This window comes from Variovorax sp. OV329 (assembly GCF_900114785.1).
Classification (GTDB): domain Bacteria; phylum Pseudomonadota; class Gammaproteobacteria; order Burkholderiales; family Burkholderiaceae_C; genus Variovorax.
Window position 1 is genome coordinate 19,766 of record NZ_FOUG01000006.1, and the last position, 13,376, is coordinate 33,141.

At 69.1% G+C, this 13,376-nt stretch carries 8 protein-coding genes and 1 pseudogene; 2 read left to right on the forward strand and 7 right to left on the reverse strand.

The window, feature by feature from the left end; genetic code table 11:
• Positions 1-49: 49 nt before the first annotated feature.
• A complete protein-coding gene (locus BM345_RS11645; RefSeq protein ID WP_093380169.1) occupies positions 50-2,875 on the reverse strand; it encodes a nitrate reductase in 2,826 nt (941 codons plus the stop codon).
• Between the two features lie 7 nt (positions 2,876-2,882).
• A pseudogene (locus tag BM345_RS11650) lies at positions 2,883-4,082 on the reverse strand (NAD(P)/FAD-dependent oxidoreductase); the annotation flags it as partial.
• Positions 4,083-4,140: 58 nt separating this feature from the next.
• Between BM345_RS11650 and BM345_RS11655 the strand changes: the two are divergent.
• Entirely contained in the window at positions 4,141-5,847 is a 1,707-nt protein-coding gene (locus BM345_RS11655; protein WP_093379565.1) for a bifunctional protein-serine/threonine kinase/phosphatase, read from the forward strand.
• A 23-nt stretch (positions 5,848-5,870) separates the two neighbouring features.
• Here the strand turns inward: BM345_RS11655 and BM345_RS11660 are convergent, their stop codons facing one another.
• Positions 5,871-7,145: an MFS transporter gene (locus BM345_RS11660; RefSeq protein ID WP_093379567.1), complete on the reverse strand. Its 1,275-nt coding sequence runs from the start codon at positions 7,143-7,145 to the stop codon at positions 5,871-5,873.
• Between the two features lie 249 nt (positions 7,146-7,394).
• Between BM345_RS11660 and BM345_RS11665 the strand changes: the two genes are divergently transcribed.
• Complete coding sequence (locus BM345_RS11665; protein ID WP_093380170.1) at positions 7,395-8,678, forward strand: ANTAR domain-containing protein; 1,284 nt, start codon at positions 7,395-7,397, stop codon at positions 8,676-8,678.
• 55 nt (positions 8,679-8,733) lie between these two features.
• Here BM345_RS11665 and BM345_RS11670 read toward each other — a convergent pair whose 3' ends face one another.
• The 4 genes from BM345_RS11670 to BM345_RS11685 all read right to left on the reverse strand — a co-directional run bounded on the left by BM345_RS11670 (position 8,734) and on the right by BM345_RS11685 (position 13,375).
• Positions 8,734-9,543, reverse strand: a complete 810-nt coding sequence (locus BM345_RS11670; protein WP_093379570.1) for an ABC transporter ATP-binding protein — start codon at positions 9,541-9,543, stop codon at positions 8,734-8,736.
• A complete protein-coding gene (ntrB, locus tag BM345_RS11675) occupies positions 9,540-10,475 on the reverse strand; it encodes a nitrate ABC transporter permease (protein ID WP_093379572.1) in 936 nt (311 codons plus the stop codon). Before ntrB ends, BM345_RS11670 begins: the two co-directional genes overlap by 4 nt.
• Before the next feature lie 26 nt (positions 10,476-10,501).
• Entirely contained in the window at positions 10,502-11,767 is a 1,266-nt protein-coding gene (locus BM345_RS11680; RefSeq protein WP_093379575.1) for a CmpA/NrtA family ABC transporter substrate-binding protein, read from the reverse strand.
• 321 nt (positions 11,768-12,088) lie between these two features.
• The gene (locus tag BM345_RS11685) at positions 12,089-13,375 is read right to left on the reverse strand and encodes a nitrate regulatory protein (protein ID WP_093379577.1); all 1,287 of its coding nucleotides are present in this window, start codon (positions 13,373-13,375) and stop codon (positions 12,089-12,091) included.
• Position 13,376 lies beyond the last annotated feature (1 nt).

Here is a 13,376-nt window from a genome sequence, read left to right on the forward strand (position 1 = left end):
TGGCTGGCGTCGATTGTCCCGCAAGGCTTATGCCAAATCCGCAGGGTGCTTATGCCCCCACGGCTTCACGGGATGCCACGAGCACGCGCACCTTGCGCTTGAGCTCGGGCACGCAGGAGCCGCAGTTGGTGCCGCAGCGCAGCGCGCCCTGCAGGGCAGACAGGCGCTCGGCCTCGCTCCCACTGCCGCATTGCAGGGCCTGGTCGATGGCGGTTTCGCTCACGCCGAAGCAGCTGCAGACGGTCTTGCCGCTGGAACGCACGCCCGCCGGCGCCTTCGGTCCGGGGCGCAGCAGCTGGCGGCCCAGAGACTGGGCGGGCAGGCGCTGCTGCAGCAGGGCCTTGATCCAGGATTCGGCGCGGATGTCGCCGCCCAGCAGGAAGGCCTCCAGGTAGGCCTCGCCGCCCGCGCGCACCAGGCGCGCCGCGCGGCGCTGGCCCGAGCGCGCATCGGCATAGCGGATCACATCGGTGCCCGCCAGGCCCAGTAGCGACTCGACCTGCGCCAGCAAGGCCGGTGACGCCGGATCGTGGCCCGCGGCGCGGAACAGCACGCCGCTGCGCTCGCTGTCGCCGTCGAGGGCGCCGGCGGCACCGAAGGGCACGCAGCTGGCGAAAGGGAATTCCTTCATCAGCTCGCGCAGCGACCGCAGCGTCTGCAAGGCGCTGTCGTCAGGCAACCAGGCCGCCGCCAGCAGCGACCAGGGCAACTCGGCCTTGAGCACCTTCACCGCCGTGTGCTTGAGCTCCGGCTGCTTGGAGTCGGGGCAATAGGCGGGCGTGGTCAGGGCATTGATGCCCGCCAGCGTCTCGCCGGCGGAGGCGCGTCCGCCGAGGAACTCCGAGCCCCAGTGCATGGCGACGAAGGCCTGGCTGGCGCCCAGCTCGCTGCTGCCCTGCGCCGGCAGCACGATGCTGCCGCGGCGCGAAGTGAGGTAGACCAGGTCGCCGTCCTGGAGCTTGCGCTGCGCCATGTCCTGCGGATGCAGCTGCACCACCGGTTCGGGCACGTGGCCGAACAGGCGCCCCAGCGTGCCGGTGCGGCTCATGCCGTGCCACTGGTCACGCAGGCGTCCGGTGTTCAGCGCGATCGGGTAGCGCGCCTCGCACTGCTCGGCGACGGGCTGGTAGGCCGTCGCGACGAAGCGGGCGCGGCCGTCGGGCGTGGGGAAGACGCCGTCCTTGTACAGGCGCTGGCGGCCGACAGGCTGGCCGGCCGGCATGGGCCACTGCTGCGGGCCCTGGCTGTCGAGCACGGACCACGACAGGCCGGTGATGTCCAGGTCGCGCCCGCGCGTCGACTCGCGGTGCTCGTTCCAGATCGCCACGGCGCCGGTTTCGCTGTCCAACTCGTAGGGGAAGAGGGCGATGCTCGTTTTGCGGGCAGGCAGCAGGGCTTCGAGGCGGCGGGCGAAGTCCGTGGCGGCCGACCAATCGTGGCGCGCTTCTCCCGGCGCCGGAACTGCGGGGCGCACGCGCGAGATGCGGCGCTCGCTGTTGGTCACGGTGCCCACCTTCTCGCCCCAGGTGGTGGCCGGCAGCAGCAGGTCGGCATAGGCGCAGGTGGCGGTGGAAGCGAAAGCCTCCTGCACCACCACCAGCTCGCAGCGCTCCAGCGCGCGGCGCACGGTGCGCTGGTCGGGCATGGACTGGGCCGGGTTGGTGCAGGCGATCCACAGCGCGCGGATCTCGCCGTCGGCCGCGGCCTGGAACATCTCGACGGCCGTCTTGCCGGGCGTGGCCGGCACGTCGGGCACGCCCCACAGTGCCGCGACTTCGGCGCGATGTGCGGGGTTGCCCAGGTCGCGGTGCGCCGACAGCAGGTTGGCCAGGCCGCCCACTTCGCGTCCGCCCATGGCATTGGGCTGGCCGGTGAGCGAGAAGGGGCCGGCGCCCGGCTTGCCGATCTGCGCCGTCGCCAGGTGCAGGTTGATGAGCGCCGCGTTCTTCGCGGTGCCGCTGGAGGACTGGTTCAGGCCCTGGCAATACAGGCTCAGCGTGGCGGCCGAGGTGGCGAAGAGGCGCGCCGCCTCCCGCAGGTCTTCCACTGCAATGCCGCACACCTGCGCCGCCTTCTCCGGCGTGCAGTCGCGCACCACGGCTTCGAGCGCGTCGAAGCCGCTGGTGTGGGCAGCGATGTACCCGGGCTGCGTCCAGCCCTCGCGCAGCATGAGGTGCAGCATGCCGTGGAAGAGCATCACGTCGGTGCCCGGCTGGATCGGCAGGAAGAGGTCGGCGATCTCGGCGGTGTCGGTGCGGCGCGGGTCCGCCACCACGATCTTCATCGCCGGGTTGGCGCGCTTCGCGTCCTCGATGCGCCGAAACAGGATGGGATGCGCCCACGCCGTGTTGCTGCCCACGATGAACAGGCATTGCGCGTGGTCGAAGTCCTCGTAGCAGGCCGGCGGCGCATCGGCGCCCAGCGTCTTCTTGTAGCCGGCCACCGCGCTGCTCATGCACAGGCGCGAGTTGGTGTCGATGTTGTTGGTGCCGATGAGGCCCTTGGCCAGCTTGTTGAAGACGTAGTAGTCCTCGGTGAGCAACTGGCCCGAGACGTAGAAGCCCACCGCGTCGGGGCCATGCTCGCGGATCACGTTCGAGAACTTCAGCGCCGCGGTGTCGAGTGCGTGGTCCCAGCTCACGGGCTGCGGCTCGGTGCCGCGCTGCAGGCGCTGCATGGGCTGAAGCAGACGCGTCTGCCGCGTGATCTCAGCGCTGGCCGTGAGGTGCAGGGTCGAGCCCTTGGTGCACAGGCGGCCGAAGTTGGCGGGGTGCTGCGGGTCGCCGCGCACGCCGGTGATCTGCGTTCCGTCCGATTCGATGATCACACCGCAGCCCACGCCGCAGTAGGGGCAGGTCGAGCGCGTCTCAGTCATGCGGGCCACCGAACATCAGCTCGTCGCGAATGCCGCTCACGTCGCTGCGCTCGCGCAGCAGCTTGAAGTACCAGCTTCCATCCGCCGTGTCGCCGTACAGGCAGGCGCCCACCAGCTTGCCGTCCTTGATGACCAGCTTCTTGTAGACGCCTTCGACCGGATCGCTCATCACGATTTCCTCGCAACCCTCGCCGCCCATGAACTCGCCGGCGGAGAAGAGGTCGATGCCGGTCACCTTGAGCTTGGTGGACGTTTGCGAGCCCGCGTAACGGCCGATGCCCATCTGCGCCAAATGGTTGGCCGCCACCTGCGCCTGCTCGAACAGCGGCGCCACCAGGCCGTAGGCCACGCCGCGGTGCTGGGCGCATTCGCCCACCGAGTAGATGCGCGCGTCGGTCACCGTCTGCATGGTGTCGTCCACCACGATGCCGCGCTCGCAGTGCAGGTGGATCTGCTGGGCCAGGCCGATGTTCGGACGGATGCCCACGGCCATCACCACCAGGTCGGCGGGCAGCTCGGTGCCGTCCTTGAAGCGGATCGCGCCCACCTGGCCTTCGCCGTTGTCCACCAGTTCCTGGGTCTGCGCGCCGATCATGAAGTTCAGGCCGCGCTCTTCCAGCGAGCCCTGCAGCAGCTTGCCGGCCACGTCGTCGAGCTGGCGCTCCATCAGCCAGGGCATGACGTGCACGACGGTGACCTTCATGCCGCGCAGCATCAGTCCGTTGGCAGCTTCCAGGCCCAGCAGGCCGCCGCCGATGACCACCGCATGCCGGTGCGTGCGGGCCGCCTCGATCATGTAGTCGGTGTCGGCGATGTCGCGGTAGGCGATCACGCCCTTCAGGTCCTTGCCGGGCACCGGCAGCATGAAGGGCGTGGAGCCGGTGCACATCAGCAGGCGGTCGTAGGCGGCCTCGGTGCCATCCTCGGCGCGCACGATGCGGCGCACGCGGTCCACGTCCACCACCTTCTTGCCGGCGTGCAGGGTGATGCCGTTCTCTTCGTACCACTCCCAGCTGTTGAGCACGATGTCCTGCACCGTCTGCTCGCCCGCCAGCACCGGCGACAGCAGGATGCGGTTGTAGTTGGGATGCGCCTCGGCGCCGAACACGGTGATGTCGTACAGGCCGGGCGCGATCTTCAGCAGCTCCTCGATGGTGCGCACGCCGGCCATGCCGTTGCCGATCATCACGAGCTTGAGTTTGTTCACGACACTCTCCCTTGCAGAACCATCAGGTGCCCTGCACGCGCATGGACAATCGCGCGTCATGAGCTTTGAAGTGGATATCGGCTACCACAGCCAGCGCGGGCCGCGCGAGGCGAACGAAGACTTCGCCGGCTGCGTGCATGCGCCGCCGGGCGAGGAGGCGCGCGGCCTGATCGCGGCCATTGCCGATGGCGTGTCCGGCGGCGGCCATGGCCTGGAGGCGGCGCAGGCCACGGTGATGGGCCTGCTGGCCGACTACTTCGCCACGCCCGACACCTGGGAGCCCACGGCCGCACTCGACCGGCTGATCGGCGCACAGAACGCCTGGCTGGCCGAGCACAACCGGCGCCGCCAGAGGGGCGCCGCGCTCACCACGCTCACCGCGCTGGTGCTGCACGGCCAGAGCTACACCCTGGCCCACGTGGGCGACACCCGCGCCTGGCGCGTGCGTGCCGGCGACGGCGCCGCGCAGCTGCTGACGCAGGACCATGCCTTCGACCATCCCGACATGCGCAGCCGCCTGACCCGCGCCATCGGCCTGGACGACCAGGTGCGCGTGGACTATGCCCAGGGCGACGCGCGCGTGGGCGACTGCTTCGTGCTCAGCAGCGATGGGGTGCATGGCGTGCTCAAGCCGGTGCAGCTTGGCGCGCTGGCGTTGAAGGGCAGTGCGGCCGAGGCGAGCCAGGCTTTGGTGGCAGCTGCCTTGGAGGCCGGCTCCCGCGACAACGTCACCGCGCTGGTCATCCGCGTGCAGGGTTTGGACGCGCGCCAGCTGCTCGACGAACTGGGCGACGTCCGCCGGCTCGATCCACCGCCGGCACTCAAAGTGGGCGACACCCTCGACGGGTACCTCGTCACCGCGCTGGTGGCCGACACCGGCGTGCACCGCATCTACCAGGCCCGCGAGCCGCGAAGCCGCAGCCTGGTGGCGCTGAAGACCCTGCATCCGTCGCGCGCCGGCGACCCGCAGGAGCGCGCCATGCTCGCGCACGAGGCCTGGCTGGGTCTGCGCGTGGGCGCGCGCGAGAACAGCGGGCTGGTGCGCGTGCACGAGCGAGCGGCGAGCGCAACCGCCCTCTACCTTGTGTTCGACTGGCATGGGGGCCACACCCTGGAGCAGATCCGGAAGAACACGCCGCGCGGCAGCGTCGACGAGGTGATCGCCGCGGCCATCGAGATCGGCAAGACCCTGGGCCGTCTGCACCGCCAGGGCGTGGTGCACCGGGACATCAAGCCCGGCAACCTCCACCGGGGCGACGACGGCCGGTGGCGCATCCTCGACCTGGGCGTGGCGCTGTCCGGCCGCGAGGGCGCGGCGCAGCGCGAGCTGCATGCCGGCACGCCCAGCTACATCAACCCCGAGCAGTGGGAGGGTGCGGCGCCGGATGCCGGCAGCGATCTCTTCGCCCTCGGCGTGACGCTCTACCAGTGGCTGGCCGCACGCCTGCCCTACGGCGAGATCGAGCCCTACCAGTCCGCCCGCTACCGGCATGACCCGGCCTCGCTCGCCCGCATCCGTCCCGACGTGCCCGTGTGGCTGGACCACCTGGTGCGCAAGGCCGTCGCGCGCGATCCGCGTCATCGCTTCGAGACTGCCGAGGAACTGCTTCTCGCGCTGGAGCGCGGCGCCTCGCGGCCCGTCGGTGCCCCCATGGCCACGCCGCTGCTGCAGCGCGATCCGGCCGCGCTGCTCAAGCTCGGGCTGGGCCTGTCGGTGCTGCTGAACCTGCTGCTCATCGTGTGGCTCTTGTTGCTGCCACGCTGAGCGCAAGAGGGTGAAGCGCCCGGTCATGGACGGGCCGTGTTGCGCAGCTTCGCGCGCTCGTTCGCGGCCGGCGCGGCGTGGGCCGCATGCGTGCGTGCACGGCCGCCCTTCTCGGCCCAGGTGCGGGTCCAGCGGATCTGCATGACTCGCATCACGCCCAGCATCACCAGCGCTAGCACGGCGAAGAAGACGAAGCCCCACAGGTAGCTGCCCAGGTACTGCTTGGACAGGCCCATCGCGTTGGGCACCAGGCCGCCGCCCAGCGCGCCGATCTCTCCGATCATCGAGCCGGCCACCGCGGTGCTGGCCGGCCAGCGCAGCGGCACCAGTTGGAACAGCGCGCCGTTGCCCGCGCCCAGCGCCGCGAAGCAGACGATGAGCAGCAGCGTTGTCAAGACCAGCGACGAAGAGGCCAGGCCCACCAGCGCCAGCGCCACGGTGACCACCACCAGCACCAGCGTCAGCGTGTTGACGCCGCCCCACCGGTCGGAGATCCAGCCGCCGAAGACCCGCACCATGGCGCCCATGAAGGCCGCCAGCATGGTGAGTTGGCCCGCCTGCACCTTGCTCACGCCGAACTGGTCGTAGTAGTAGGAAGGCAGGAAGGTCGTCAGGCCGATGAAGCCGCCGAAGGTCACGCCGTAGATCAGGCTGAAGACCCAGCCGTCCTTCTCGAACAGGCAGGCGACGTGGGCGCGGAAGCTCGCATGGCTGTCCACGTCCGGCGGCTCCTTGGCGAACACCACCATCACCGCCATCGGCAGCAGGATGGCGCAGGCAGCCACCGCGTAGACGCTCTGCCAGCCCAGCCACTGCGCCAGCGGCGGCGCCACCAGCACCGACACGGCAGTGCCCACGTTGCCCGCGCCCACCAGGCCCATGGCCAAGCCCTTGTGCTGCGGCGGGAACCAGCCCGCGCCCAGCGACAGCGCCACGCCGAAGCTGGCGCCCGCGATGCCCAGCAGCACGCCCATGGCCAGCAGGTCGTTGAAGGTCTGGACCATGAAGAAGCCGTAGAGCATGGCGACCGCGATCAGGCCCATCTCCACCAGCGTGGCGTTCTTGCGGCCGATGTATTGCGAGAGCACGCCCAGCGGAAAGCGCATGAGGGCGCCGGCGATGATGGGCACCGAGAGCATCAGGCCCTTCTGCGCCGGCGAGAGCTGGAACGACTCGCCGATGAAGGGCGCCATCGCGCCGTTGAGCACCCAGATGCAGCACGAGAACGCGAAGTAGAGGAAGGACGCGAACAGCGTGGGTCCGTGGCCGGATTGAATGAAGGACTTGAAGCGGGTCATGGCTTTTCAGTGCGACGAATGGCCGTGGCTGCAGCCTGTGGCGGGCCGCGACCTCGGATGGAGCAGGGGGTGGATGCCGCTGGCGGACGCCGACGGCTGGAGGCTGGTTCCCGGTGCTGCTGACCAGGACAGGGCGCTGCGTGACGCGCCTTCTTCACCAATGCGGTGCTTCGTTACACCACGCCCACTCTCACGCAAGAGCCATGCCTGAATGCAGGTGCCGGCGTGGCCTATGCTCGCGGCCTTGCCATGGCATCCCTTCTTCTTGCTTTTTCCAATGAATCCGCGGCACGGGACGTGGCCGACAGGCTGCGTGCGCTGCTGGCCGGCACCGGGTTTGCCGACCCGGGTCAAACCGACTGCCGCGCTCTGGTGCAGGACTTTGCGGCGCATGCACCGCGACAGGTCTTGTTGTGCGCCACGCGAAGCGAGGACGAGCCCGCGCTGCTCGACGCGCTGAAGCCGTGGCAAGGCTCGCCGCCTTGCGCCCTGAGCTTCATCGGCAGCTGCGCGCCGGAGGCGCCTGCGACCTGGGTCGAGCGCGGCGTGCAGGGCTGGACCACGCTCGACGGACTCGACGCAGCGCGGCTGACCTCCTTGCTGGCGGAGGCGGAGGCACGCTGGCAGCGAGAACTGGCCCTGCGCACCGAGATGGATGCGCTGCGCACGCGGCTGGACGACCGCAAGTGGATCGACCGTGCGAAGGGCATGCTGATGTCCGCACGCGCCATTGGCGAGGACGAGGCCTTCGGGCTGCTGCGCAATGCCGCCATGCATGCCAACCTGCGCTTGGGCGAGGTGTCGCGGTCGGTGCTCGAGGCGGCGCAATGGGCCGAGGCCATCAACCGCGCCGGCCAACTGCGCATGCTCTCGCAGCGCCTGGCACGCCTGGCGGCGCAGGACCTGGCCGGCATCGATGCGCGGCGTGCGCGCGTGCTGCGCAAGGAATCGGTGCAGCGCGTGCAGTCCAACCTCGACTACCTGGACGGTCTTTCGCTCGATGCCAGTGCGGCGCAAGGCCTGGGCAATGTGCGCAGTGCCTGGCAGGGGCTGTCCACCGCGCTCGGCGAGCGCCTGGCGTCCGATGGCCTGGCCGATCTCGACCAGCGGGCCGATGCCCTCCTGCGCAGCGCCGAGTTGCTCGCTGATGCACTCGAAGCCAGCGGCGCACGGCGCGCGCTGCGCATCGTGAACATCTGCGGGCGCCAGCGCATGCGTGCGCAGCGCGTGGCCAAGGATGCGCTGCTCGCCTCGGTGCTGGGGCAGGGCGCCGCACAGGCGCGGCTCGCGCCGACCATGGACGAATTCGAGGCAGCGCTGCTCGAACTGGAGCAGGCGCCGCTGAGCACCAGCGAGATCCGCGCGACCCTGGCGCAGGCGCGCGACGAGTGGCTGCTGCTGTTGGGCGGCATTCGCAATGCCGACAGCAGTGAAGGCCGCATGGCGCTGGTGCGCGCCAGCGAAGCGCTGCTGCTGCGCTTCGACCGGCTCACCGACGCCTACGAGCACAGCCTGCAGGTCATCATGTCCTGAACCACGCAGGGCACGCAGTGTTCGCATGGCTTGGTCGCCGCCAGTCCGGAGAGGCTCAGGCCGCGGCCTTTTCCACGTGCGCCTGCCGTGTGTAGAGGAAGTCGATGACCGCCTTGCGCGCATGCACGTAGGCCGGGTCTTCGGCCAGCTCGACGCGGTTGCGCGGGCGCGGCAGGTCCACGTCCAGCACCTCGCCGATGGTGGCGCCGGGGCCGTTGGTGAGCATCACGATCTTGTCCGAGAGCAGCACGGCCTCGTCCACGTCGTGCGTCACCATCACCACCGTGCTGTGCGTGTTGGCGACGATGGCCAGCAACTCGTCCTGCAGCTTGGCGCGGGTGAGGGCGTCGAGCGCGCCGAAGGGCTCGTCCATCAGCAGCACCTTGGGCTCCATCGACAGCGCACGTGCGATGCCCACGCGCTGCTTCATGCCGCCGGAGATCTCGCCGGGCCGCTTTTGCGCCGCGGCCGTGAGGCCTACCAGCGCCAGCGCTGCATCGGTGCGCGAGCGCAACTGGGCCTTGCCTTCGCTCGCAGCGAACACGCGTTCCACCGCCAGGTAGACATTCTCGAAGCAGGTGAGCCAGGGCAGCAGCGAATGGTTCTGGAACACCACCGCGCGCTCCGGGCCCGGGCCGCGGATCTCGCGGTTGGCGCACAGGAGCGTGCCCTGCGTGGGCGAGGCGAGCCCGGCGATCAGGTTCAGCAGCGTGGACTTGCCGCAGCCAGAGTGGCCGATAAGCGTCACGAACTCGCCCTTGGCCACGTTCAGATTGATGCCCTGCAAGGCGAGGAAGCTGCCCTTGGCCGTCTTGAAGCGCTGCTCGACGCCGCGGATTTCGATGTACTTCAGGTCGTTGTTCATGCCTTGACCTCCTCGAAGGTGAATGCGGTGGCGATGCGGATCAGCGCAAATTCGAGCAGCAGGCCCACGATGCCGATCACGAAGATCGCGATGATGATGTTCTTGACGTTGAGGTTGTTCCACTCGTCCCACACCCAGAAGCCGATGCCCACGCCGCCCGTCAGCATCTCGGCCGCGACGATCACCAGCCAGGCAGTGCCCACCGCGAGCCGCACGCCGGTGAGCATGTAGGGCAGCACGGCAGGAAAGAGGATCTTCGTGAGCACTTTCCATTCGGACAGCTGCAGCACCTTGGCCACGTTCATGTAGTCCTGCGGCACGCGCTGCACGCCCACCGCGGTGTTGATGACCATGGGCCAGATCGAGCAGATGAAGATGGTCCAGATGGCCGCCGGGTTGGCGCCCTTGAAGACCAGCAGCCCGATGGGCAGCCAGGCCAGCGGGGACACCGGGCGCAGCAGGCTGATCAGCGGGTTGAACATGCGCGAGAGGAACTCGAAGCGGCCAATCGCAAAGCCCGCCGGAATGCCGACGGCCGCCGCCAGGCCGAAGCCCAGCGCCACGCGCTGCAGCGAGGAGAGCACGTTCCAGCCCACGCCCTGGTCGTTGGGGCCCTTGCTGTAGAAGGGATCGCTGAAGACCTGCAGCGCCTGCTGCCAGGTTTCTGCCGGCGAAGGGAAGCCGCTGGTGCTGCGCAGCGCGACCAGCTCCCACACCAGCAGCAGCAGCACGATCCCCAGCACGGGTGGCAGCAGGCGCAGCCAGATCCAGCTCCAGTCGCGCGGCGCGCGCGCCGAGGGTGGCTCGGAAAAAGCGGGCGCGAAGGGCTGCGGTGCCAGTGGTACGGGCTTGGGCGCGGCCACCGGAACCGCCGCGGATGCAGGCAGGGCGCGGGCAGCCTCGAGGGGCGAATGGAAGACGGCGCTGACCATGGAATGTGCTCCGGTTGGGTTGCGGCTCAGGCGCCGTAGACCTTGAAGGAATCGGCGTACTTCTTCGGGTCCTTGCCGTCCCACACCACGCCGTCGAAGAGCTTGCTGGTGCGCAGCACGTCCTTGGGCACCGGGGTGCCGGTGGCGGCCGCGGCCTGCTTGTAGATGTCGATCCGGTTGATCTCGGTGGCCACCTTCAGGTAGTCGGGGTGGTCCTTGAGCAGGCCCCAGCGCTTGTGCTGCGTGAGGAACCACATGCCGTCCGACAGGTAGGGGAAGTTCACCGCGCCATCGCCGTAGAACTTCATGTGGTTGGGGTCGTCCCAGTTCCTGCCCAGGCCGTTGGTGTAGCGGCCCAGGATGCGCTGGTTGATCGCGTCGACGCTGGTGTTGACGTAGCTCTTGTCGGCAATGGTCTCGGCCATCTTGTTCTTGTTCTGCAGGCCGGCGTCGATCCACTTGCCCGCCTCGATGATGGCCGCGGTCACCGCACGCGCCGTGTTGGGGTACTTCTTGACGAAGTCGCCGGTGGTGCCCAGCACCTTCTCCGGGTGGTCCTTCCAGATGTCCTGCGTGGTGACGGCGGTGATGCCGATGCCGTCCATGATGGCGCGCTGGCCCCAGGGTTCGCCCACGCAGTAGCCGTCCATGTTGCCCACGCGCATGTTCGCAACCATCTGCGGCGGCGGCACGGTGATGACCTTGGCGTCCTTCATCGGGTTGATGCCGTTGGCCGCCATCCAGTAGTACAGCCACATGGCGTGCGTGCCGGTGGGGAAGGTCTGGGCGAAGGTGTAGTCGCCCTTCTGCGAGGCCATCAGCTTGGCGAGCGAGGCGCCGTCCACCGCGCCCTTGTCGGCCAGCTTCTTCGACAGCGTGATGGCCTGGCCGTTGTTGTTGAGGGTCATCAGCACGGCCATGTCCTTCTTCGCCCCGCCGACGCCCAGGTGCACGCCGTAGATCAGGCCGTAGAGCACGTGGGCGAAGTCCAGTTCGCCGTTGACCAGCTTGTCGCGAACACCCGCCCAGCTGGCTTCCTTGCTGGGCACGATCTTCACGCCGTACTTCTTGTCGATGCCAAGGACGGAGGCCATCACGACGCTCGCGCAATCGGTGAGCGGGATGAAGCCGATCTTCACTTCCTCCTTCTCCGGCTTGTCCGAGCCTTGAGCCCAGACGGCCGCGCGCAGCGCCGGGTCGATGCCCAGGGCGCCGATGGCGGCGCCCTGCAGGATGCGCCGGCGGCTCAGGCCAGGTTTGCTCTTCGGAAGTTGCTGCTGCGAATCGTTCATGGGACGAACTCCAAGGCTGATGACGAAAACAAGAAAGGCGTCCGCATCACGGCAAGCGCGCTCGCGAACGAGCCCTTGCGGGATGGGGACGCCTTTGTCCTTTTGCCCAGGCGACACCCTTCGTCGGATGTCTCCTGGTCTTTCGATCAAGGCCACCGTTGGCCTTTGCGAGGGGAGTGTGCAAACGCCGTGCCAGCGGCGCGTTGCTCTCAAAATGAGAGCGGAAGATGCTGGATTCGCCGGGGCTGCGGCGGAATCGGACCGCTCGATGTCGGACGGCGCATCATCTTGTGCAGCGCACCAATCCGGTTCGGCCGCGCTTCACGGCGCTGCATCCTTGGGCAGGAAGTCGGCCATGGCCAGCACCGACTCGGCCACCTCCACCAATCGGCGCTTCTGGTTCATCGCGGTCTGGCGCAGCATCTTGTGCGCGTCGTCCTCCGACAGGCGCCGGTGCGCCATCAAGAGGCCCTTGGCGCGTTCGACCAGCTTGCGTTCGTTGAGGGCGACGCGCACGGTCTCCAACTCGTCGCCCATGGACTGCAGGCGGTGCGCCTGCTCCTGCACCAGCTGCAGGATCGAGCGTTCCAGGTGCCGGCCATAGGCTGGCGTCGCGGTGTCGCCGGTGGCCAGGGGCGCGCTGCGGTCGGCGCTGCCGAAGAAGAAATCGGCGCTGGCGGTGGGAGGCTGCTGAGCCCAGCGGGCCAGCAGCCGCTCGTGTGCTTCCAGCTCGGCGCGGGCCTGCGCGATGCGGGCTTGGGAGAGCAGGCGCAGCTCGGCGGCAAGCTCGGCCTCGATGGCCTGCATGGCGTCGATGCGCTGCGAGCAGCCGTCGAACCAGCTTGCGCTCAGTCCGGTGTCAAGTAGCGCGCCTGCGGGGGCGCTGCAGGCGACGCGGCGCAGGCGCTCCAGCTCGGCCAACTGCGCCGGCGACTGGCTGGCCCGCCAACGCGCGGCCAGGGTGGCGCTGGCGAATTCTGCAAAGGTGTGGAAGCTGGCTTCCTGCGAGGCGATCAGCTGCAGCCACTGCTGCTGGCGGGCCAACTCGCTGCGGCCGGCGCCGAAAGCGGCGGCGCCACAGGCGCGCTCCTGGCCGGCGAACTCCTTGCCCTGCATGAAGTTGAACAGCGCCACCAGCCGGCGCGAGATGTCCGGATCGGTTGCGCCGTCGGCGGCTTCGAACACCACCGCGAGCAGGCCTGCGACCAGCTTGATGAAGGCGGCGGTGGCCTGCGCCGGGTCCAGTTGCAGCCCGCCGATCCGCAGGCGCAGGGCCGGCAGCGCGTCCAGCCCCGGCAGCACCCAGGCGATGCGGGAAAAGAGCCGGCTGCCGTTGGCCGTGTGCCGCCGGCGGTCAACCGCCAGCGCGTCGAAGCCCGCACGCACCGCCTGCTCGCAGGCCAGGCATTCGAGCACCTGCTCCTCGCGCCGTCCGGCGAACTGGTGGCCACCGGAGGCCAGCACGCCGTTGGAAAGTCCGCGCTCTCGCTGCAGTGCGTGGACGAGCCGGCCGATGTCGCCCACCAGGTCGCTGGTGCGCGCCAGCTCCTCCAGCGCGTCGATCTCGCAGCGCAAGGCGGCAACAAGGAAATTCAGGCCGGTGCTCATT

What these genes read in the sequence shown, in the direction of transcription:
- BM345_RS11645 (WP_093380169.1), bottom strand. Translation starts at nt 2,875, where the DNA reads ATGACTGAGACGCGCTCGACCTGCCCCTACTGCGGCGTGGGCTGCGGT.
- BM345_RS11655 (WP_093379565.1), top strand. Translation starts at nt 4,141, where the DNA reads ATGAGCTTTGAAGTGGATATCGGCTACCACAGCCAGCGCGGGCCGCGC.
- BM345_RS11660 (WP_093379567.1), bottom strand. Translation starts at nt 7,145, where the DNA reads ATGACCCGCTTCAAGTCCTTCATTCAATCCGGCCACGGACCCACGCTG.
- BM345_RS11665 (WP_093380170.1), top strand. Translation starts at nt 7,395, where the DNA reads ATGGCATCCCTTCTTCTTGCTTTTTCCAATGAATCCGCGGCACGGGAC.
- BM345_RS11670 (WP_093379570.1), bottom strand. Translation starts at nt 9,543, where the DNA reads ATGAACAACGACCTGAAGTACATCGAAATCCGCGGCGTCGAGCAGCGC.
- ntrB (WP_093379572.1), bottom strand. Translation starts at nt 10,475, where the DNA reads ATGGTCAGCGCCGTCTTCCATTCGCCCCTCGAGGCTGCCCGCGCCCTG.
- BM345_RS11680 (WP_093379575.1), bottom strand. Translation starts at nt 11,767, where the DNA reads ATGAACGATTCGCAGCAGCAACTTCCGAAGAGCAAACCTGGCCTGAGC.
- BM345_RS11685 (WP_093379577.1), bottom strand. Translation starts at nt 13,375, where the DNA reads ATGAGCACCGGCCTGAATTTCCTTGTTGCCGCCTTGCGCTGCGAGATC.